The 21,867-nt window shown below is 44.1% G+C and carries 20 protein-coding genes and 1 pseudogene; 9 read left to right on the top strand and 12 right to left on the bottom strand.

Annotated features, from left to right (window positions below):
• Positions 1-110: 110 nt before the first annotated feature.
• From sigG to DW793_RS00760, 4 genes are all read right to left on the bottom strand, one after another.
• Entirely contained in the window at positions 111-881 is a 771-nt protein-coding gene (gene sigG, locus DW793_RS00775; RefSeq protein ID WP_117863719.1) for an RNA polymerase sporulation sigma factor SigG, read from the bottom strand.
• A gap of 137 nt (positions 882-1,018) precedes the next feature.
• A complete protein-coding gene (locus DW793_RS00770) occupies positions 1,019-1,228 on the bottom strand; it encodes a hypothetical protein (RefSeq protein ID WP_038671587.1) in 210 nt (69 codons plus the stop codon).
• Positions 1,229-1,230: 2 nt separating this feature from the next.
• Positions 1,231-2,346, bottom strand: coding sequence for a phosphodiester glycosidase family protein (locus tag DW793_RS00765; RefSeq protein WP_252969590.1), 1,116 nt, complete (start codon positions 2,344-2,346; stop codon positions 1,231-1,233).
• Complete coding sequence (locus DW793_RS00760; protein WP_242989167.1) at positions 2,336-3,382, bottom strand: GtrA family protein; 1,047 nt, start codon at positions 3,380-3,382, stop codon at positions 2,336-2,338. Before DW793_RS00760 ends, DW793_RS00765 begins: the two co-directional genes overlap by 11 nt.
• Positions 3,383-3,599: 217 nt before the next feature.
• Between DW793_RS00760 and DW793_RS14500 the strand changes: the two genes are divergently transcribed.
• Both DW793_RS14500 and DW793_RS15765 read left to right on the top strand, forming a co-directional pair.
• Complete coding sequence (locus DW793_RS14500; RefSeq protein WP_181983423.1) at positions 3,600-4,256, top strand: hypothetical protein; 657 nt, start codon at positions 3,600-3,602, stop codon at positions 4,254-4,256.
• A complete protein-coding gene (locus DW793_RS15765) occupies positions 4,223-4,375 on the top strand; it encodes a LytTR family transcriptional regulator DNA-binding domain-containing protein (RefSeq protein ID WP_390624591.1) in 153 nt (50 codons plus the stop codon). Before DW793_RS14500 ends, DW793_RS15765 begins: the two co-directional genes overlap by 34 nt.
• Before the next feature lie 38 nt (positions 4,376-4,413).
• Here the strand turns inward: DW793_RS15765 and sigE are convergent, their stop codons facing one another.
• The 8 genes from sigE to DW793_RS00715 all read right to left on the bottom strand — a co-directional run bounded on the left by sigE (position 4,414) and on the right by DW793_RS00715 (position 11,204).
• Positions 4,414-5,133 (bottom strand): RNA polymerase sporulation sigma factor SigE, encoded by a 720-nt coding sequence (sigE, locus tag DW793_RS00750; protein ID WP_051706493.1) that lies wholly within the window; start codon positions 5,131-5,133, stop codon positions 4,414-4,416.
• Positions 5,134-5,149: 16 nt separating this feature from the next.
• Entirely contained in the window at positions 5,150-5,980 is an 831-nt protein-coding gene (locus DW793_RS00745; RefSeq protein ID WP_118156781.1) for a sigma-E processing peptidase SpoIIGA, read from the bottom strand.
• Positions 5,981-6,099: 119 nt separating this feature from the next.
• A complete protein-coding gene (locus DW793_RS00740) occupies positions 6,100-7,512 on the bottom strand; it encodes an aminopeptidase (protein ID WP_117856302.1) in 1,413 nt (470 codons plus the stop codon).
• Between the two features lie 82 nt (positions 7,513-7,594).
• A complete protein-coding gene (locus tag DW793_RS00735) occupies positions 7,595-8,257 on the bottom strand; it encodes a lytic transglycosylase domain-containing protein (RefSeq protein WP_022287287.1) in 663 nt (220 codons plus the stop codon).
• Positions 8,247-8,849 carry a dephospho-CoA kinase gene (gene coaE / locus DW793_RS00730; RefSeq protein WP_118156780.1) on the bottom strand — a complete coding sequence of 201 codons (603 nt, stop codon included), beginning with the start codon at positions 8,847-8,849 and terminating at the stop codon, positions 8,247-8,249. Before coaE ends, DW793_RS00735 begins: the two co-directional genes overlap by 11 nt.
• A complete protein-coding gene (locus tag DW793_RS00725; protein ID WP_118156779.1) occupies positions 8,846-9,865 on the bottom strand; it encodes an L-threonylcarbamoyladenylate synthase in 1,020 nt (339 codons plus the stop codon). Before DW793_RS00725 ends, coaE begins: the two co-directional genes overlap by 4 nt.
• A gap of 2 nt (positions 9,866-9,867) precedes the next feature.
• The gene (prfA, locus tag DW793_RS00720) at positions 9,868-10,947 is read right to left on the bottom strand and encodes a peptide chain release factor 1 (RefSeq protein WP_117876181.1); all 1,080 of its coding nucleotides are present in this window, start codon (positions 10,945-10,947) and stop codon (positions 9,868-9,870) included.
• A gap of 68 nt (positions 10,948-11,015) precedes the next feature.
• A complete protein-coding gene (locus DW793_RS00715; RefSeq protein ID WP_022287283.1) occupies positions 11,016-11,204 on the bottom strand; it encodes a DUF951 domain-containing protein in 189 nt (62 codons plus the stop codon).
• A 273-nt stretch (positions 11,205-11,477) separates the two neighbouring features.
• Between DW793_RS00715 and DW793_RS00710 the strand changes: the two genes are divergently transcribed.
• The 7 genes and pseudogenes from DW793_RS00710 (at position 11,478) to gatB (ending at position 21,833) form a co-directional block, all read left to right on the top strand.
• Positions 11,478-11,933, top strand: a complete 456-nt coding sequence (locus tag DW793_RS00710; RefSeq protein ID WP_118156778.1) for a MarR family winged helix-turn-helix transcriptional regulator — start codon at positions 11,478-11,480, stop codon at positions 11,931-11,933.
• Positions 11,934-11,948: 15 nt separating this feature from the next.
• Positions 11,949-13,706, top strand: a complete 1,758-nt coding sequence (locus DW793_RS00705) for an ABC transporter ATP-binding protein (RefSeq protein ID WP_118156777.1) — start codon at positions 11,949-11,951, stop codon at positions 13,704-13,706.
• A 16-nt stretch (positions 13,707-13,722) separates the two neighbouring features.
• Positions 13,723-15,501: an ABC transporter ATP-binding protein gene (locus tag DW793_RS00700; protein WP_118156776.1), complete on the top strand. Its 1,779-nt coding sequence runs from the start codon at positions 13,723-13,725 to the stop codon at positions 15,499-15,501.
• 220 nt (positions 15,502-15,721) lie between these two features.
• Entirely contained in the window at positions 15,722-16,996 is a 1,275-nt protein-coding gene (locus DW793_RS00695; protein WP_038671606.1) for a diaminopimelate decarboxylase, read from the top strand.
• 197 nt (positions 16,997-17,193) lie between these two features.
• Positions 17,194-17,472: an Asp-tRNA(Asn)/Glu-tRNA(Gln) amidotransferase subunit GatC gene (gene gatC, locus DW793_RS00690; protein WP_038671608.1), complete on the top strand. Its 279-nt coding sequence runs from the start codon at positions 17,194-17,196 to the stop codon at positions 17,470-17,472.
• A 40-nt stretch (positions 17,473-17,512) separates the two neighbouring features.
• Positions 17,513-18,945 (top strand): annotated as a pseudogene (gene gatA, locus DW793_RS00685) (Asp-tRNA(Asn)/Glu-tRNA(Gln) amidotransferase subunit GatA).
• Between the two features lie 14 nt (positions 18,946-18,959).
• A complete protein-coding gene (gatB, locus tag DW793_RS15760; protein ID WP_118156775.1) occupies positions 18,960-21,833 on the top strand; it encodes an Asp-tRNA(Asn)/Glu-tRNA(Gln) amidotransferase subunit GatB in 2,874 nt (957 codons plus the stop codon).
• Positions 21,834-21,867 lie beyond the last annotated feature (34 nt).

Below are 21,867 nucleotides of genomic sequence, written 5' to 3'. Positions count from 1 at the left end.
GCAACTTTAATGGCACATTATTAATCAAATTGTTTCAAAAACGTGACCTTAATGTAATTGTATATAACAAAAATATTCATAAATGTCGATTTAACGTATTGCGACAGAAGTTAGATACTTTTCTTGATGTGTTCCAATGCACCTTTTTCAAGCCGTGATACCTGTGCCTGAGAGATGCCAATATTTTTTGCTACCTCCACCTGAGTTTGTCCTTTGAAAAAGCGCAGGAAGAGTATATTACGTTCACGAGGCTGAAGCTCGCTCATGGCTTGCTTCAATGAAAGCTCTTCCAGCCAGCTTTTATCGTCACAGTTGTCGCTCACCTGATCCAACACATAAAGAGCGTCGCCGTTGTCAGAATACACAGGCTCATAGAGTGAGACCGGGTCGGTTATGGCTTCAAGGGCAATGACCACCTGACTAGGCTTTTCGGTGATAGTGTCTGCTATCTGCTCAACAGTAGGCTCTTTCTGGTTTTCACATATGAGCTGTTCTTTCGCCTGCATTGCTTTATAAGCAAGGTCACGGAGAGAACGGCTCACCCTCATGGGTTGAAAATCACGAAGAAATCTTCTAAGCTCACCTGCTATCATAGGCACAGCGTAGGTAGAAAACTTCACATCAAGAGAGGTATCGAAATTATCTATCGCCTTGATAAGCCCCACAACACCAACCTGAAAAAGATCGTCAGGGGAGTCGCTTCGGCTCACAAACTTCTGCAAAACGCTCAGCACGAGCCTGAGATTGCCGTTTATAAGTTCCTCACGGGCTTTCTTGTCACCTGAATGGGCTTTTTTCAAAAGCTCCAGCTTTTCCGACTCTTTCAGCGTTTTAAGCTCATTGGTGTTCACTCCGCTTATCTCAACTTTATTGTACTGCATCGCACGCTCCTGTTAAAAAGCAGCATTTTATGCTGCCGTGATAATATAATTATTACCTTTCGATCAGGAACTATACAGATATTTTTCAGGAAAATCTGACCATAAAAAATGCAGAGCCGTTTGACTCTGCATTAGTTCTATTCTTTTCTGTCGCTCTTGCGCTGATAGTAAACCGCTAGTATCGCTGTTATTATGGCTGATATGCAAAATGCCAGCAGAAGCTTGTTGGATATTTTTCTGTTTATGAAATTCATTGTAGGGTTGAGTATATCCAATATCCAGAATACAATGAACATTCCCGCAAGTATTATCGTGATATGTGGGAGAATTTTGCTTAGTCTTTTCATTTTTATCCTCCTATATAGATAATGTCGCTGAGGTCACGTCCACCGCCGTCAGGAGCGTTCACAATGCTGTTGTTGAAGTACATCATAGCGGACTTTCCACCGTCAAGATTGAACGCAGACATACAGCCCTCATCGCTCATGATAGCCGCAAGCTCGCTGAGAGTTGCGCCCTTTGAGTAGCCTTCGTTTCTGCCGTCAACTGTCACGAAAATATAGTGGCCTGCCGACACACAGCCGATAGCTGAACGTGGATTTGAACTGTTGAGATATTTTGTTGTGTTGAACGTTTCAAGAACGTTGCCACTTCCGTCAAGAAGTGCAGGACCAAAGTTCCAAGCCTGCCATGCACCTTTTGCTATAACAGCGTCGCTGTCATATTCAGACGGGGAGTAGGTCTGCATTGTGCCGTCTGTGAACAGCACGCACACGTCTGCGTCGTTGACATCATCACGGTATTTTATACCGTTTCTTATAACGATACTGCGTTCTGAATTACCATAGAAATCACCGTTTATGGCGAAAAGAGCGTTGTTTTCCACCGCCATACTGAATACTGAGTCCTTGATGTTCTTACCGAATTCTCCGTCTGCAAAGGCGGCTTTTATCTCGCTTGCGCTTGTGACATAAACATCAGCCACAAAATAGGTTATCTTGTTGCTTCCCTCGCCGATAGATTTTTTGTATACTGTCACCTGAGCATTGTCAGTTGAAGCTGAGCCAAGCTCCTCAGAGGTTATGGCACCGTTTGTTATACTGCTTATAGCATTCTGGTCTGAACGATAGTCGGCAGTGTCCTGATTGCCCCAGTTCCTGTGGTTCGTCTGCTCAGTACGCAGTGTGGTTGTAGCCTTTTCTGCCTGCGGAGCTGTTGTGGTAACTGCAGGCTCGCTATCGTCCTGTGCTGTGCCTTCTTTCTGCGGGTTGTCAGCCGCATTTGGCAGGGTGAAGCTTCCCTCTGCGGAGCTGTCAACTGTTGCGATCACTTCTCCCTTTACTCCTGAGCTTTGCGGCATAACGTAGTCAAAAAGCATGAACACACCTATCGCTGCCGCTGTAAGCACAATGTCTGTTATCACCATTGCCCAAACAGGCATTGGCTTTTTTGTCTTATTCGTCAATTTTTCTTTCCCTCTTTCTGAAAACGAAACTTTTTTGCGCCGCCCAGCTTATAAAGAAAAGCAGCACTTCTATAAGTATTTTGCTGATATATTTGTTGTGTATGAGATATTTCACACATAGCTCTAGCATTATTGTGTTTGCAGCTAGTATGAATGCGGCAAGCAGAAAGTATTTTGCGGCTGTCTTTGCAATGCCTTCCTTATTTTTAAAGACGAACTTTTTGTTCATCGAAAAGTTGAAAATGGAGCTTATCACTCTTGCGCATATGTTAGAAAACGCTACGCTCCCGCTTATCATTGCGAAAATGCTGTAGAAAATATAGTCCACGCAGAAGCTAAGAAGTGATGAGCAGGAGAATTTCAGTATATCCTTGTATATCCTCCATGAGTCTTTGATAGGATTAAAATGTGATGACTCGTTTTTGCCAAGGTAAACTGTTTCGATAGGCACTTCATAGAATCTTATGCCTTCTCTTGCACATTCAAGCAGCATATTCATCTCAAACTCATATCTGTCACCGTTTACCGACAGCATAAAAGGTATGAGCTTTGAGGAAAAGCCACGCAAGCCCGTCTGCGTGTCGCTTACCTTTACTCCTGCGGCAAATGAGAAAACGAATTTTGTGATGTTGTTGCCGAATTTGCTTCGCAGTGGTATCTTTCCAGAAAATCTGCGACAACCCATAATAAGCTTGTCAGGGGAGCTTTTCAGGGCTTCCGACACCCTTATTATATCCTCCACCTTGTGCTGTCCGTCTGCGTCTGCAATGACGATGCCCACAGTGTCGGCTTCATGTTCTTTTATGTATTCAAGTGCGGTTTTTATGCCACGCCCCTTGCCTTTGTTTACCTCATGGGTGAGAACTATGGCTTTTTTTGCGGCTTCGGCAAAAATCGGCAGCTTATCCTTGCCGCTGCCGTCATTAATGACTATTATATGAAAATCGGTCAATGAAGATATATCGTCAATAACAGCCAGCATTTTTTCATCAGGCTCATAAGCGGGTATCACCGCATAAAATCTATCTATCGCCAAGATATCTTCTCCTTTCATTTATCGTATGGTCTAAGTATATCACATATGCTTTAAAAATACAATAAAACTTCTGAAGAATTTATACATAGTTTATCTGTCGAAATTTTGCGAAAATGAAATTGTGTCAGTATTATTGACAAAATAATAAAAATGTCGTATAATAAAAGATACAATAAAAAATGTACAAATTAATTCAGCAAACGGAGGATTTGATTTCATGGAATATAGAGTTCTTGAAACACGTTCAGCCGATATTCTCACTAAGTACTACAGTAACGAGATAGACAGCTTTCTTAATGCCTGCCATGAAGACATTCTGTGGATAGGTCCCGCTGAGAAGCATGTGATACGCACCAGAGAGGCGCTTGTTGATGCTTTTTCGCAAGAAGAACACAAGCTTGAGTTTGTGCTCAGCGACCTAAAGGTGTTTTCCATAGGTCTTACTGAAAGATCCTGCGAGGTCATAATGTTTTTCATTTTGGATACGATTTGGCCTGACAGCAGTGTTGGGAGAGCAGATCAAAGGATACAGTTTTCATGGGTGAGTGAGAACGGCGAGGAAAAAATAAAGCTTTGTCACATTTCCAATGCCATTAAATATGATGAACGTGACAGGATATATCCTGTACATTATGAAGAAATATACAAGAAAAATGTCTGTTCAGGTGAAAGGCGTACAAAGAGAGTGATAGTAAATGGCGTAGACAGGGCGCTTGTTTTTCTGGATAGGTCATGGATAGCTTATGTGGAAAGCAGTGGCAGTCACTGCGTCATATATACATTGACGGCTCATTTGAATCAGTGCAGAGCCTTAAGGTGTTTGAACGACGATATAGGGATATGTTTGTGCGCTGTCATGAAAATTATCTTGTAAATCCTGAATATGTAAGCCGTATAAGCCGTTACAGAATAGAGCTTACATATGGCAAGGTGATCCCTATTTCTGAGAAGAATTATACTGCTGTGAAAACAAAATTATCCCATATAACATAAAAACTGGTGAACATTTTGTGTGTTCGCCAGTCTTTTAATCAGCATATTTTTTCTAAATTTCGCCGTATGGATTTTATTATCCGCTTTTCAAGTCTTGATATGTAGGATTGGGATATACCGACTTCATCAGCGACCTGCTTCTGGGTCATTTCTTTTTTGCCTGAGAGCCCGAATCGCATTTTCATTATCTGCTTTTCACGAGGGCAGAGCTTTTCGATCTCCTCCAGAAGAAGCTGTTTCTCAACTTCGCTTTCTATGCCCTTGTTCACGGTGTCGTCATCGGTGCCTAGAATATCGGATAAAAGCAGTTCGTTGCCGTCCCAGTCAACATTCAGCGGTTCGTCTATGGATATTTCATTTTTATACTGATTTGATTTTCTAAGAAACATAAGTATCTCGTTTTCTATGCACCGTGAAGCATAGGTCGCGAGCTTGATGTTTTTATCAGGACAGAAGGTGTTCACCGCCTTGATAAGCCCTATAGAGCCTATTGAGATAAGATCCTCTATGCCTGTGCCTGTTGACTCAAACTTCTTTGCTATATATACCACAAGCCTGAGATTATGCACGATAAGCAGTTCTCGGGCTTTTTTCGGGTCTGTTTCAAGAAGCTCAAAGGCTTTTTTCTCTTCCTCTTTGTTTAGGGGCGGCGGTAACGAATCTGCACCGTTTAGGTAATCTATAGTTTCGGGGTCGTCTGAAAACAAACGGCTCAAAAATCTGTTCAGCCCTAGAGCGAGTGTTTTAAGTGTGGTCATTTGTATTCCTCCTGTATTATCCCAGCAATGCGGGGTTGAATATAGCCCGTGATTTTCCGTTCAGCGATGGCTTTATGCCCACATAACACCTGACGTTGTGTACACGGTCTTTATCGTCGATTATCTTTACGCTCCCTGCGGCGGTTATGTGGATAATTCCCTCTCCGCTGACAGTAGAGCAGGGGATAAGCCTGAAACCGCTTAGAGGGTCAGGCTCGTCACGGTCAAGGTCGTAGTGATAGAAAAGCCTGTCACAGCAGAAAACCACCACCGGTGTGCCTGTGAAGCTGTCGCAAAGCCTGTTCCCACTGTCGCATATGGCAGGGACTTTCACTATACAGCCACCATTTTCGTATATGGCTTCATATTTTGCGACCCTGTTGAAACACCTGCGTGTGATGTTCTCATAAAGACAGAGCAGACCATATGCTATACCGCAGGCAATGGCAAGCTTAAATAGAGAGATGTCAAAATACACAGTGAGGTTTCTGAAAAAAATCACCTTGCTCCCTGATATTTGCCAAAGGGTCACCACTATACCCGTGAAAACTGCGTCCACTGCACAGTATATGATAAAGTATCGAAGTAGTTGCCAAGGGTCTTTACACCCAAAGGCTATAAGCACTGTGAATACCGCACCGGCAAGCTTTATCACCACAATAAGAACTGCAGTGAAATATCCTCTGCTGTCTATAGCCATAACAAGCGACGAAAGTCCTCCCACCGAGCAAGCTGTCAACAGCCGCAGCGGACTTATGACCTTGTGACATATTCTGCCTGCCGCTTCCAGCATGATAAGCGTCATAATGGCGTTTGTCACAAGGAGTATATCTATGTAAATTTTCATGACGTTCCTCCCTTTGATATTATGATAGCACTGCTTGAATGGAAAAATTGTCGCAATGGGGACAAAAAAAGATCCGCCTTCCCCAAATGGGAAAGCGGATCTGCTTATTTGATATCAAATTAGTCAGCAAAGAAAACTGAGAAAGCCTTATATGCCATATAAGTGTCTATCTTCGAGGTTATCTCAAATGGTGCGTGCATTGAAAGCACTGGTACGCCAACGTCGATAACGTTCATGTCAAGGTTTGCGATATACTGTGCGACAGTTCCTCCACCGCCGCCGTCTACCTTGCCAAGCTCGCCTGTCTGCCAAACGATGTTGTGTTCGTCAAAGAGCTTTCTTACTCTGCCCACAAACTCAGCAGAAGCATCGGAAGTGCCAGACTTGCCCCTTGCGCCTGTGAACTTTGTGGCAACAACGCCGTAGTTTATCTGTGATGAGTTTCTTATCTCGAACGGCTCTGAGAATGTTGGGTCATATGCCGCATTTACGTCTGCTGAAAGGCACTCGGAAGCAGAGATAACGTTTCTGCCCTCAAGTCCGTATACCTTTGCAAGGTCAGCAATGAAGTATGGCAGATATGAGCTGTTAAGTCCTGTGTTGCCGTCGCTTCCTGTTTCTTCCTTGTCTGTGAGTATGGTCATGCAGGTCTTTTTAGGGTCTTTACATTTGAGGATAGCCTGCAAAGCTGTGTATGCACAAACTCTGTCATCCTGACCATAAGAGCCTACCATGCTTCTGTCAAAGCCAACGTCCTGTGCCTTGAATGCAGGAACAGCTTCAAGCTCTGCAGAAACGAAATCGTCCTCTACAATGCCGTATTTCTCGTTAAGGATAGCCATTATGTTGAGTTTTACCTTGTTTGAAACAGCGTCATCTCTGAATGGTCTGGAGCCTATGAGCAGATTAAGCTCCTCGCCCTTGATGAGCTGTGGAGCAGGTCTTTTCATCTGAGCGTCTGCAAGGTGCGGCAGGATATCAGTTACGCAGAAAACAGGGTCGTCCTTGTCCTCGCCGATATTTACTGTAACGCTTTCGCCGTCAGCCTTTATAACAACGCCATGAAGTGACATTGGAACAGTTGTCCACTGATATTTTTTTATGCCGCCGTAATAGTGTGTCTTGAACAGGCAAAGCTCCTTGTCCTCGTAAAGTGGGTTCTGCTTAAGGTCAAGACGTGGTGAGTCGATATGAGCGGCAGCAAGTCTGATACCTTTTTCAAGACCGTCCTTGCCCATAACTGTAAGTATGATAGCCTTTCCTCTGTTTACAAAATAGAACTTGTCGCCGGCGTCATACTTCTTGCCCTTTTCATAAGGCTTGAAGCCTGCTTTTTCAGCCTGAGCCACTGCCTCGATAACAGCCTCACGCTCTGTCTTTGCAGTGTTCAGAAAGCTTTTATAGCCCTCGCAGAACTTGTCTGCCTTTTTGAGTTTTTCTTCGCTAAGGCGAAGTCCACCGTTTTTCTTATCCGAAAGAAGCTTTTCTGCAAGCTTTTCGCCCTCGGACTTTTCTTTCTTCTTGTTATCCATTGTAAAGTCCTCCTTTTAATGTATTCTTATTGAAACTGCGTTACAATGGGCGGACACTGTTCGCCCCTGCGCATGGTTTTGCTTAACTGTTTTCTGTAATATCCCCATGACTGCTGAGTATATCCTTATAATTGTCATAGGCTTTGCGTATCTTGCGCACATAGTTTGAAGTCTGGTCATTTTCGTCAGGTATGTCGCTGACTTTGAAATTGTCAGGGTCAACAGTGCCGTTTTCTATCCAACTGTCAACAAGGTTCATTCCGCAGTGATATGCCGCCGCTGTCAGCTCTACAGAGCCGTCATACTTTTCCATAAGATAGCTGAGATAGTATGTGCCATATTGGATATTAAGTTCAGGGTCGAACATATCGTCATAGGTGTTGTCACGCTGATCGTCAAGGCGATATTTTATCCAGTCGTATGCGTCCTCCATAAGCTGCATAAGACCTCTGGCACCCACTGATGAAACAGCGTCTTTATTAAAGCCGCTTTCCACTTTTATTACAGAGAACACAAGCACAGGGTCGCACTTGTACTTGGTGCTGTATCTTATTACATACTCCTCATAATCTGTAGGATATGAAAAAGAGTTCGGAATATCCTTTGCCTTGTTGATTATCTGCTCGTGATAAAGATATGTGAGCCAGCCTATACCGCACAGCAGAAGTATGACTGCTATGAGTACGGGACCTTTTTTTATGTGCCTTTTCTTTTTACGCCTGCTGTTTTTTCCATTAGCCGCCATTATATCTTTCCTTTATTGTTTCTATGACCTCACAGGTCTTTTGGAATGTGTCATTCACAGAGCCGTTGTTCTCAATGACGAAATCGCTGTGAGCCTTGAAAAACTCCATAGTATGCTGAGAAGAAAAACGCTTTTCTGCAAGCTCCGCCGAAATGCCGTCCCTTTTGGTTATCCTTTCAAGCCTTATGCCAAAGTCTGCCACAACGCTTACGATAACACTGCAAAGCTTATCCGCACCTGCTTCAAAAAGGGTCGGTGCGTCAAGTAGAACAAACTCGCTCTCTGCGGCGTTTATCTTTTCGTCAATAAGCTTGTTTATAAAAGGGTATATGGTATCATTGAGCATTTGAAGCTTATTCTTATCTGAAAAAACTATCTCCCCGAGCTTCTGTCTGTCAAGAGAATAGTTCTCGTCAAAGCAGCTTGGGAAAAGCTTTGCAAGCTCTTTACAGCATTCGTTCCCTGCCTTTGTGACTTCTCTTGCGACAAGGTCGCAGTTTATTATCTCAAAGCCTTTTTCTCTGAAAGCGTCCGATATAGTTGTCTTGCCTGCACCGCTTTGACCTGTAAGCCCTACTACTGTTTTTTTCACAGTTTCACCACCTGAAAGCCTGCGGCTCTTAAAAGTCGGTTATACACTGCAAGCCCCACGCCGTCTTTGTTAGGACAGCGTGCAAAAACTTTCTTTGCACCTATATCGTCAAGCTCTCTGAGAACGTCAAAAAGCTCTTTTGCCTGTTCCTCGTCATTTGCGCCATAGCAGATATGCGGGATATCAAGCCCATCACAATCGTTGTCAGTGAACACCATAAGAGTGGTGTCATTGTCAGCGTGAGTTTTCACATATTCTCTGAAAGCTTCAAGGCTGCTGTCAATGATAGTCACATCAGCCTTTGGGGCATAGTGCTTGTATTTCATACCAGGGGAGCGGACTTTTACGTTCTCACCCAGCTTTTCCAAAACGCCCTTGTCGATAAGAACGTTCGGGGTGATCTCCATAAGATCCTCGGCTGAGATAAATCCCGGTCGCAGAAGTCTTATTCCGTCCTCGCCTTCAAAGCTTATAACAGTTGATTCAACGCCCACTCCGCAAGCTCCGCCGTCTATTATGGCAGGTATTCTGCCATGCATATCGTTAAGGACGTGCTGTGCTGTTGTAGGTGACGGGCTTCCTGAAAGGTTTGCCGACGGTGCGGCGATAGGGAAGCCGCAGGCTGAGATAAGCGCTCTTGCCACCTTATGTGACGGCATTCTTATGCCCACTGTGTCAAGTCCTCCGCTCGTTACCATTGGTATTTTTTCAGACTTTGGCATTATCATTGTGAGAGGGCCTGCCCAAAATTTTTCTGCGCACTTTACAGCAAGGGGCGGTATCTTATCCACAAGTCCCTCAAGCTGAGAAATGTCAGATATATGCACTATTAGAGGATTGTCGGCAGGTCTGCCCTTTGCGGCGAATATTTTTCTTACAGCCCCTTCATCAAAAGCGTTCGCCGCAAGACCATATACAGTTTCCGTCGGCATACCAACGACTTCACTCTGTGAGAGCAGCTTTGCGGCATATGCTATGCTGTCCTCGTCAGTGCCAAGTATTTTTGTGTCAAACATTTTTATTCTTCTTCCTGACTTGCAAGCTTGGCAGCCTGATCGGCTGTTGCAAGTGCGTCGATTATTTCATCAAGTGCGCCGTTAAGCACCTGTTCAAGTCTGTAGATAGTAAGACCGATTCTGTGGTCGGAAATTCTTCCCTCAGGATAGTTGTAAGTTCTTATTCTTTCGGAACGGTCACCTGTTCCCACCTGTGAACGCCTGTTGTCTGCTATCTCCTTGTTCTGTGCCTGAACTTTCTGATCAAGAAGTCTTGAACGGAGAACTTTCAGAGCCTTTTCCTTGTTCTTGAACTGTGAACGCTCGTCCTGACACTCAACTACCATGCCTGTAGGCAGGTGAGTTATTCTGATAGCGGAAGATGTCTTGTTGATGTGCTGTCCGCCTGCGCCTGATGAACGGAAAACGTCTATTTTCAGGTCTTTTTCTTCATTCAGGTCAAGCTCTACTTCATCAGCCTCCGGAAGTACGGCAACTGTAACAGTAGATGTGTGAACTCTGCCCTGTGACTCAGTTTCAGGCACACGCTGAACTCTGTGTACTCCGCTTTCGTATTTAAGTCTTGAATATGCTCCCTCGCCTGAAACGCTGAAAGTTATTTCCTTATAGCCACCAAGCTCTGTTTCGTTGGCGTTCATGACTTCTATAGTCCAGCCCTTTGAAGCGGCATACATTGAATACATTCTATAAAGAGAGCCTGCAAACAGCGCAGCTTCCTCACCGCCTGCTCCGCCTCTTATCTCTATGATAACGTTACGCTCATCGTTAGGGTCTTTCGGCAGCAGGAGAAGCTTAAGCTCTTCTTCAAGCTTAGCCATATCTTCCTTGGACTCCTCAAGCTGCATCTGCACCATTTCCTTGAAGTCCTTATCCATTCCGCCTGCGTCAAGAAGTTCAAGAGCCTCGTCATTGGCAGCCTTTGCCTTTTTGTATTCGCCGAACTTTTCAACTATCGGCGTAAGTGTCTTGTATTCTTTCATAAGGCTCGTATACAGTGAAGTGTTGTTTACAGTTTCAGGCTGCATGAGCTTTTCGTTTATTTCATTGAATTTATCTTCGAGTGCTTTGAGTTTTTCAAACATAGTTATATTCTCCTGTCATTTTTATTTCATATCATACATTTGTTATATATCATAAATTGCGAGAATAGCTATGATTCAGCCTCTCTGATAATAGTTTTTACGTTCTTTTCGGCTTTGCTGCGTACTATCATGAACTCTCGTCCGCAGCCCTCGCAGCGCAGCTTGAAATCCATGCCTGAGCGCAGAACTATCATTCTGTTACTGCCGCAGGGGTGACTTTTCTTCATTACAAGAATATCGCCTTTTACAATATCCATTTTGCACCACTTTCCTTTCTTAAAAGGTGAAGCAGAGCGAATACTCTGCCCATACATCGTTATTATAACACATTTCTCCCTTTATTGCAATAGCGGAGAGGGCGGTTTTATTGCTGTACAAATATTATAGTCCATATATTTGATTTTTGTTGCATTGTTACAAAAATGACATTATAAGAAGCTGAATTTACAAAATGTTCATTGAACGCCCTGCTGAAAAGTGTTAATATTAGATTGTTCAAATTTGAAATATCTAATATTGGAGGTTTGACAATGAACGATAATATGACAACAGCAACGCATATGTTTGATCATTCAAAGAAGCTTGCAGAAGCATATGAAAAAGTCATGCAGCCCCTTTGCAAAAAGCTCAATATGCCAAAGACTGCCCTTGACGTGCTTATGTTCCTTGCGAACAATCCTGAGTTCAACACAGCGGGTGATGTGTGCAGATATAGGAATATCAAGGCGGCGCTTGTGTCTTTCCATGTAGAAAAGCTTGTGGAAGCAGGCTTTGTTGAAAGGCAGGCGGTAAAGGGCGACAGAAGAAAATGCCGTCTGGTCTGCACAGAAAAGGCCCAGCCTGTTATAAAAGAGGGCAGAGAGCTGCAGAAAAAGTTTGCACAAAAGCTTATCGCTGGCTTTTCGGACGATGACATGGCACATTTCAGAAAATGTCTGCATATCGTTAGCGACAATATAGACAGCATTCTTAAAGAATGTATGTAGAAGGAGGTAACAACTATGATAAAACTGCTTAAAAAGATGGGCAAGCGTGAGGTGTTTATGGCTGTTCTCTGTACGATCCTTGTGCTGGGACAGGTGTATTTTGACCTGACCTTGCCTGACTATATGACTGACCTGACCATGATGCTCAACACGGCAGGCAGTGAAACTTCCGATATTCTGAACGTTGGGCTTAAAATGCTGGGCTGTACCCTTGCAAGTGCCGCTCTTGCTATCGGCTGCGGCTATCTTTCCGCAAAGACTGCCTCAGGATTCAGCTACACTGTAAGAGAAAAGCTGTTCAACCATGTTATGGATATGGGCAGCGAGGAGATGCAGGATTTTTCCATACCGAGCCTTATAACAAGGACAACAAACGACATCACACAGATACAGATGATAGTGTCAATGGGACTTCAGATGATAATAAAATCGCCTATCATGGCGGTTTGGGCTGTTATAAAGATACTTGGCAAGAGCTGGGAGCTTTCAGCGGTGACTGCGGCGTTCGTTGTGGTGATATGCGTGTTCGTTCTTGCAGTTATGGCGACCTGCATACCGAGATTCCGTATCGTTCAGAAGCTAACTGATAAAATAAACCGTGTGGCAAGAGAAAATCTCACAGGCATAAACGTTGTCCATGCTTTCAATGCTGAGAAATATCAGAACGACAAGTTCGATGTTCCAAGCAAGGATATGATGAACACACAGCTTAAAAACCAGAGAATGTTCGCACTTATGATGCCGGTTATGAATATCGGAATGAATGGTCTGACCCTTGCTATCTACTGGCTTGGTGCAGTGCTTATCCAGCAGATAGCCCTGACCGCTGTTCAGGACAGGATAACGCTTTTCAGCAACGTTGTTGTTTTCAGCACATATGCCACTTACGTTGTAATGTCATTTATGATGCTGGTTATGATATTCATGATGCTCCCTGCGGCTCAGGTCTCAGCAGAGCGTATCAACGAAGTGCTTGAGCGTGACGTGAACATAAAAGAGGGAAGCGTCAGCGAGGGAAGAGAGCAGGGTACTGTGGAATTTAAAAACGTTTCTTTCAGATATCCTCATGCCTCTGAGGACGAGCTGAGCAACATAAGTTTCAAGATAAACAAGGGTCAGACCCTTGCCATAATCGGTGCAACAGGAAGCGGCAAAACAACGCTTATAAGCCTTATACCAAGATTTTATGACGCAACAGAGGGCGAAGTTCTTGTTGACGGCGTAAACGTAAAAAACTACAAGTTTGACACCCTTTATGACAAGCTTGGATATGTCACGCAAAAGGCTGTGCTTTTTGCAGGAAGCATAAGAGAAAACGTATTTTTCGGCGAAAGTGCCGCTCCTGAAACTGACGAGGAGCTTAAAAACGCTATCGAGCTTTCTCAGGCGGAGGAGTTTGTGGATAAGCTTCCTGACGGCGCAGAGCATATGATATCTCAAATGGGCAGAAACGTTTCAGGCGGACAGAAGCAGCGTTTGTCTATTGCAAGAGCGCTTTCAAGAAAGCCTGAGATACTTGTGTTTGATGATTCTTTCTCAGCCCTTGATTACAAGACAGACGCAAAGCTCAGAGAGGGTCTTAACGAGAAGCTTAAGGACACAACAAAGATAATCGTTGCGCAGAGAATAAGCACTATCCGTCATGCAGACAAGATAATAGTCCTTGACCGTGGCGAAGCCGTGGGCATGGGTACTCATGAGGAGCTTATGAAAAACTGCGACGTATACAAAGAGATAGCACTTTCACAGCTAAGTGCGGCAGAGCTTGCATAGAAAGGGGGACTGCACAATGAGAAAATACGAAAAGGCCAGTAAGGGCGAAATGGCGTCCGCTATGAAAAAAATAATAGAGTATATGAAAGGCAGCGTAGGTATCGTTGCAGTGGCATTGGTTCTTGCGGCGCTTGGTGCGGTGCTGACTATCATAGGGCCTGACAAGGTGGGCGAGATAACCGACCTTATGGCAGACGGACTTATGACAGGCATTGACCTTAAAGCGGTGGCAAGGGTAGGAATTTTCCTTGGAGCGATATATATTTCAAGCTCGCTGTTCACATTTATTCAGCAGTATATAATGGCGACAGTCACCCTGAAAATGTCATACAGAATGAGAAGCGACCTTTCAAGAAAGATAAACTGCGTTCCACAGAAATATTTCAATTCTCATTCGCAAGGCGATATCCTCAGCCGTATCACAAATGATGTATCAACTTTACAACAGGGTCTTACAAACAGTCTTCCGACCATAATCAGTGCGGCGGCACAGTTTGTGGGCTGTCTTATAATGATGTTCGTTACAGAATGGCGACTTGCACTCATCTCACTGTTCATCACATTCTTCGGACTTTTCCTGATAGTTTTCATAATGTCAAAATCACAGAAGTTCTTCCTCGACAGACAGGAAAGCTTGGGCAAGCTTAACGGCTATGTTGAGGAGATGTATTCAGGTCACGAGGTAGTAAGGATATCCCGTGGAGCAGAAAATGTCAAGAAACATTTCGGTGGACTTAACGAAGCTGTATACAACGCAAACTGGAAGTCACAGTTTTTGTCAGGCATCATGCAGCCGCTTATGAACGTTATCGGAAACCTTGCATACGTTGCGGTATGTGTTTTCGGCTCGATGCTCGCTCTTAACGGCACTATCACATTCGGCGTTATAATATCGTTCATTCTTTATGTAAGACTTTTCACATCACCTCTTGGTCAGATAGCTCAGGGCATGACAAATATGCAGACAGCTTCCGCTTCAGCTCAGAGAATATTTGACTTTATCGAAAGCGAGGAACTTTCAGACGAGAGCGACAAGAGCAGTGAAATGCCTGAGGTAAAGGGCAATGTAAGCTTTGAAAATGTTCGTTTCAGCTATCCTGATACTCCTGACAAGGTGATAATAAAGAACTTCTCCGCAGAGGTAAAGGCAGGTCAGAAGGTGGCTATCGTTGGACCGACCGGTGCAGGCAAGACCACTATGGTAAATCTGCTTATGAGATTTTTCGAGATAAACAGCGGAAGTATCTCCATAGACGGCACGCCTATCTCACAGCTGAGCCGTGAAACTGTCCACAATATGTTCAGCATGGTTTTGCAGGACACATGGCTTTTTGAGGGCACTGTGAGAGAAAACCTTGTTTACAACATGGAGGGCATAAGCGACGAGTCCCTTGAAAGAGTGTGCAAAGCCTGCGGTCTTGATAAGTTCGTTCATACGCTCCCTGAGGGCTTTGATACAGTGCTTTCTGAAAGCGTGGCAATATCAGCAGGACAGAAACAGCTTCTCACTATCGCAAGGGCAATGCTCCAGAATGCGCCTATGCTCATACTTGATGAAGCAACATCTTCTGTCGATACGAGAACGGAGCTTCTTATCCAAAGGGCAATGGATAAGCTTACAAAGGGCAGAACGAGCTTTGTTATCGCACACAGACTTTCGACTATCAAAAACGCAGACCTGATACTTGTTATGCGTGACGGCGACGTTATCGAAAGCGGAAATCATGAAACTCTTATGGCAAAGGGTGGATTTTATGCCGAGCTTTATAACAGCCAGTTTGATCAGGCTTCATAAAGCAGGCTTTTATATGCAAAGCACACGGCTTTTACGGCTGTGTGCTTTGTGCTTTTTTTACTAAAATGGGTGTGACAGTGGTGTGGCTGTATTGAAAAATGACAATAAAGTGTATTTTATTTCTTAAAATCAGATATTTCACTTGACTAATCCGTATTAAAATGGTATGATAAATATGTATTTTTATAAAATATATTATTTGCAGAAGGATTGATATATAATGAAAACACCATTTATAACCAAGGAAAAGGCTGAGGAGATAATCAAGCAGTATCCTACACCTTTTCATATCTACGACGAAAAGGGTATCAGACAGAGAGCCAGAGATCTTTACAAGGCATTTAGCTGGAACAAAGGCTTCAAAGAGTATTTCGCTGTAAAGGCTACCCCTAACCCATTCATTTTGAAAATACTCAAGGAAGAGGGCTGCGGCGTTGACTGTTCTTCTCTTACTGAGCTTATGATGAGCGACTGCTGCGGATTCAGCGGAAGCGACATCATGTTTTCTTCAAACGTAACTCCAAAGGCGGATTTTCTCAAGGCAAGAGAGCTTGGCGCTTATATCAACCTTGACGATTTCACACACATAGATTATCTTGACGACCTTTGCGGTATTCCTGAAACTATCTGCTGCCGTTTCAATCCGGGCGGACATTTCGAGATAGAAACTCAGATAATGGACAACCCTGGTGAGGCTAAGTACGGCTTCACAAGAGAGCAGCTTTTTGAGGGCTTTAAGGTACTTCAGCAGAAGGGTGCAAAGCATTTCGGACTTCACGCTTTCCTTGCTTCAAACACTGTTTCAAACGCTTATTATCCAAAGCTTGCAAGAATACTTTTTGAACTTGCTGTTGAGCTTCATGAAAAGACGGGTGCAGACATCAAGTTCGTAAACCTTTCAGGCGGTGTTGGCATAGCATATGAGCCTGACAAGCCGCAGAACGATATCTTCGCTATCGGCGAGGGCGTTCGCAAGGCATTTGAGGATATAATGGTTCCTGCTGGTCTTGGGGACGTTGCTATCTTCACAGAGCTTGGCAGATATATGCTTGCTCCGTTCGGTCATCTCGTTGCTACCTGCACACATCATAAGCATACTTATAAGGAGTATGTTGGACTTGACGCTTGCGCCTGCAACCTTATGCGTCCTGCTATGTACGGTTCATATCATCACATTACAGTTCTTGGCAAGGAGAACGCTCCATGCGACCACAAGTATGACGTAACCGGCGGTCTTTGCGAGAACAACGATAAGTTTGCGATCGACAGAATGTTGCCTGAGATAGACACCGGCGACATCATCGTTATCCACGACACAGGCGCACACGGCTTCTCAATGGGCTACAACTACAACGGAAAGCTCCGTTCAGCAGAGATACTTCTCCACGAGGACGGCTCTTTCGACATGATAAGACGTGCCGAAACTCCTGCTGACTATTTCGCAACATTTGATTTCACTGATATTTTCGATAAATATACAAAGAATAATAAGTAATGGTGCTTAGATCCACAGGGAATTTCTCTGTGGGTCTTGCTGTTTTTGGGCGTTTGGTGAGCAAATATTAAAAAAATCGGAATTTATGTGATTTTTGCTTGCAAAATAGTATGAGATGTAGTATAATATTAAATTGAATTGGTGTATTTTTGCACCTAAGGCGTTGCCTTAATATTAAGAAAGGTCAGGGATTATATATGGATTTGAACATGGTCAAGTATCTGGCAGAGCTTAGCAAGCTGGAATATTCCGATAAAGAGCTTGCAGCCACAGCCGAGCAGATGACTGATATTATTGATCTTATGGATACCGTAAAGGAAATCGACATTACCTATGACGATCTCAAGGACAATCATGATGTTTACCTCAACGATCTGAGAAAAGACGAGGTCATCGAATCTATGCCTACTTCAAAGGTCCTTTCAAATGCAGTGAATACAAACAACTGCTTTGTAGTGCCTAAGGTCGTAGAGTAAATTTAACAGGAAGGTAGTGTGAAATTTGGACGTTTCTTCAATGAAAATCCGTGATATGCGTAAGGCTCTTGACAGTAAGGAAATTTCCGCTAAAGAGCTTGCACAGACATATTTTGAGAGAATAAAGAAATATGACGATAAGGTAAAGAGCTTTATCACTGTTACTGAGGAAAAGGCTCTGGAGCAGGCTGAAAAGGCTCAGGGCGTTATCGATAAGGGCGAGGCAAAGGCTCTCACAGGAATACCTGTGGCAGTAAAGGACAATATTTGTACAGAGGGCGTAAAGACCACCTGTGCGTCAAAAATGCTTGAAACTTCGTTCCGCCTTATAATGCGACCGTTATGGAAAAGCTCGACGCTGAGAATATCGTAATGCTCGGCAAGACTTCTATGGACGAGTTCGCAATGGGAGGCTCTACACAGACCTCCGCTTTTGCAAAGACAAAGAATCCTTATGATCTTGACCGTGTACCTGGCGGCTCATCAGGCGGATCTGCTGCGGCAGTTGCTGCGGGACTTGCACCTGTTGCTCTTGGTACTGATACAGGCGGATCTATCAGACAGCCTGCTGCTTTCTGCGGCGTAACAGGTATCAAGCCAACATACAGCAGAGTTTCAAGATTCGGTCTTGTGGCTTTCGCTTCATCTCTTGACCAGATAGGTTCTATCGGTCTTGACGCTCATGACTGTGCTATACTCCTTAACGAGATATGCGGCTATGACTTCCATGACGGCACAAGCTCAAAGCTTGAAGTGCCTGACTTCACCGCAAAGATAGGCGAGTCAATGAAAGGCATGAAGATAGCACTCCCTAAGGAGTTCTATGCAGAGGGCATCAATGATGAGGTAAAGGCTGCCGTGCTCAAGGCTGCTGATGAATATAAGGCAATGGGCGCTGAGCTTATCGAGTGCTCAATGCCGTCACTTAAATATGCTGTTCCTTGTTATTATCTTCTTGCCTGTGCTGAGGCGGCTTCAAACCTGTCAAGATATGACGGTATCAAGTATGGTCACAGAACGCTCACAGCCGACAGCTATGAGGAGCTTATAATCAAGTCACGTTCAGAGGGCTTCGGCGAGGAAGTAAAGAGAAGAATTCTTCTTGGTAACTACTGCCTGTCAAGCGGATATTATGACGCTTATTACAGAAAGGCAATGGCTCTCAGACAGCTTATCAGAAAAGAATACAATGATATATTCGAGAAGTGCGACGTTATTCTTACGCCGACAACTCCTGCTGTTGCATACAGCCCTGAGATGACTTCCGACCCTGTTCAGATGTATCAGGCTGATATATGCACAGTTACAGTAAATATCGCAGGTCTGCCTGCAATATCAACTCCTTGCGGCTATGACAGCAAGGGTATGCCTATCGGTATGTCTGTTATAGGCAGAAAGTTCGACGAGGCAACTATCATCAAGACTGCCGACGCATACGAAAAGGGCTTCAAGCCTGTTGCGCCAAAGCTTTAAGGGAGGTAAGACAAATGGAAAAATGGAGAACGGTCATCGGCCTTGAGATCCACGCCGAGCTGCTTACCAAAACTAAGATCTTTTGTAACTGCTCCGCTGAGTTCGGAGGTGCGCCAAATACAAGATGCTGCCCTGTATGTACAGGTATGCCCGGTACTCTGCCTATCATCAATCAGCAGGCTGTAGAGTATGCTGTAAAGGCAGGATATGCACTCAACTGCGGCATCAACAAGTTTTCAGTATTCGACAGAAAGAACTACTTCTATCCTGACCTGCCAAAGGCATATCAGATATCACAGCTTTACAGACCTATCGTAGGTCCCGGCTATGTGCCGATCGAGGTGAACGGTCAGAAAAAGAATATAAGAATAAACCATATCCACCTTGAGGAAGACGCCGGTAAGCTCGTTCATGACGCTTTCAACGGAATCTCAATGGCTGACTATAACAGATGCGGTATCCCGCTTATCGAGATAGTTACTGAGCCTGATATAGCGTCAGCAGAAGAAGCTATGGCTTTCGTTGAGCAGATATCTCTGCTTTTGCAGTATGCAGGTGTTTGCGACTGTAAAATGGAGCAGGGCTCACTGAGATGTGACGTTAATATCTCTCTTATGAGACCAGACGCTACTGAGTTCGGTACTCGTGCGGAGATAAAGAACATCAACTCTATCAAGTCTGTTGGCAGAGCTATCAAGTATGAAGAAAAAAGACAGGCGCTTCTTCTTGAAGCTGGCAAAAAGGTCGTTCAGGAAACAAGACGTTACAACGCAAACAGAGATAAGACAACTTCAATGCGTACAAAGGAAAACGCTAACGATTATCGTTATTTCCCAGAGCCTGATATTCTTCAGGTAAACCTTACAGACGCTCAGCTTGATGAGATAAAGGCTAAGCTCCCTGAAATGCCAAGCAGCAGATTCAAGAGATACACTGAGGAATACGGTATTTCTGAGATAGACGCAAAAACGCTTATCCAAACAAAGATAATCTCAGATTTCTTTGAGAATGCACTTAAGAGATATAACAATCCTAAGAGCGTGGCTGTGTTCATTCTCGGCGAGTTTATGAGAAGAGTTAATCTGGGCGAGATAGATATAAACAATATCAGCTTTACTCCTGAGGAGTTTGCAGAGCTTGTTGAAATGGCTGATACTGAAAAGGTATCAAAGAACGACGCTAAGACCGTGTTCAGAGCAATGGTAGAAGAGGGCGGCAAGCCTATGGACATTGCAAAGAGCAAGGGTATGATAATCACTGTAGATACTGCAAAGGTTGAGGCAGGCGTTGACGAGATACTTGCCGCAAATGCCGCACAGGTAGAGCAGTATAAGAACGGTGAAACAAAGGTATTCGGCTTTATCATGGGTCAGTGTACAAAGGCTCTCAAGGGCGTTGCTACACCTAAGATAATCAAGGAAATTCTTGAAAGCAAGCTGAAAGCTGCCGCTGCAAGCGCTGCTTCTGATGCAGAGAAGAAAGAGGACGTAAAGGACAACGTTATCGACGCTTCAAAGCTCACAAAGTATGAGAACGCTGATAAGTATGTACCTGAAAATGACGGCAAAATGCTTATGATAGATACGGCTGACGTCAAGAAAGAGTTTATGCTTGCTGACGCTAAGGCTAACATGGGCAAGGAAGTTGAGTTTTCAGGCTGTGTTCACAGAATAAAGAACATGGGAAGCATTGCCTTTATCGTTGTAAGAACCTCAAGAGATGTTATACAGACAGTTTACTCTGCCGACAACTGCAAGGATTCTATCGAGGGTCTGAGAGAGGGCTTCTTTGTAAATGTAAAGGGTATCGTTAAGGAAAATCCTAAGGATTTCAACGGTCTTGAAATAGAGCTTAATTCTATCAAGCTTATCTCAACGAACGCCGCTGAACTGCCTTTGAAGATATCACAGGGCAGACTTAACTGCACAATAGAAGTAAATCTTGACAACCGTGCGGCTTCACTGAGAAACCCTTATGAGAGAGCTATATTCAAGCTCCAGGAGGGTCTTGTTCAGGGTATGCACAAGTTCATGCAGGCAAACAACTTCACTGAGATACACTCGCCAAAGATAGTTGCTCAGGGTGCAGAGGGCGGCGCTAACATCTTCCGCCTTGACTATTTCGGCAAGTCTGCGTTCCTTAACCAGTCACCGCAGTTCTATAAGCAAATGGCTGTGGCATTCTTTGACAGAGTTTATGAGATAGCTCCTGTTTACAGAGCTGAAAAGCACGCTACTTCACGTCATATCAACGAGTATATCGGTCTTGACTTTGAAATGGGCTATATCGACAGTATGTATGACGTTATGAAAATGGAGATAGCAATGCTCAAGTCCATTTTCGAGTATATCAAGGAGAACTATCAGAACGAGTTGAAGATACTTGACGCTGACGTTCCTGAGATAAAGGAAGTTCCGTCTATCAAGTTCGCTGACGCTATCGAACTGCTGAGAGGCGGCGAGGGAAGCGGCAAGAAGTTCGATCTTGACCCGGAGGACGAGGTAAACCTCGGCAAGTATGCAAAGGAGAAGTACGATTCAGACTTTATCTTTGTTACACACTTCCCATCTTCAAAGCCTCCGTTCTATGCAATGAACTCAAGAGAAGACCCAAGAGAAGCATACAAGTTCGATCTGTTGTTCAGAGGACTTGAAATTACTTCGGGCGGTCAGAGAATACACGATTATAACGAGCAGGTAGAGAAGATGAAGGCTCAGGGACTTGACCCTGATGATTTCAAGAACTATCTTGAGGCTCACAAGTATGGTCTGCCACCTCACGGTGGACTTGGTATCGGTCTTGAAAGACTTCTCATGAAGCTTCTTAACAAGAACAACATCAGGGAAACATCACTGTTCCCAAGAGATATCAACAGACTTCTTCCATAGTCTGCAAATATGTTTATCAAAGAACGGGCAGGTC

Origin of the sequence: Ruminococcus sp. AM31-15AC (assembly GCF_003462045.1) — a bacterium.
Lineage (GTDB): Bacteria > Bacillota > Clostridia > Oscillospirales > Ruminococcaceae > Hominimerdicola > Hominimerdicola aceti.
This window is presented reverse-complemented; position numbering and strand designations above follow the sequence as displayed.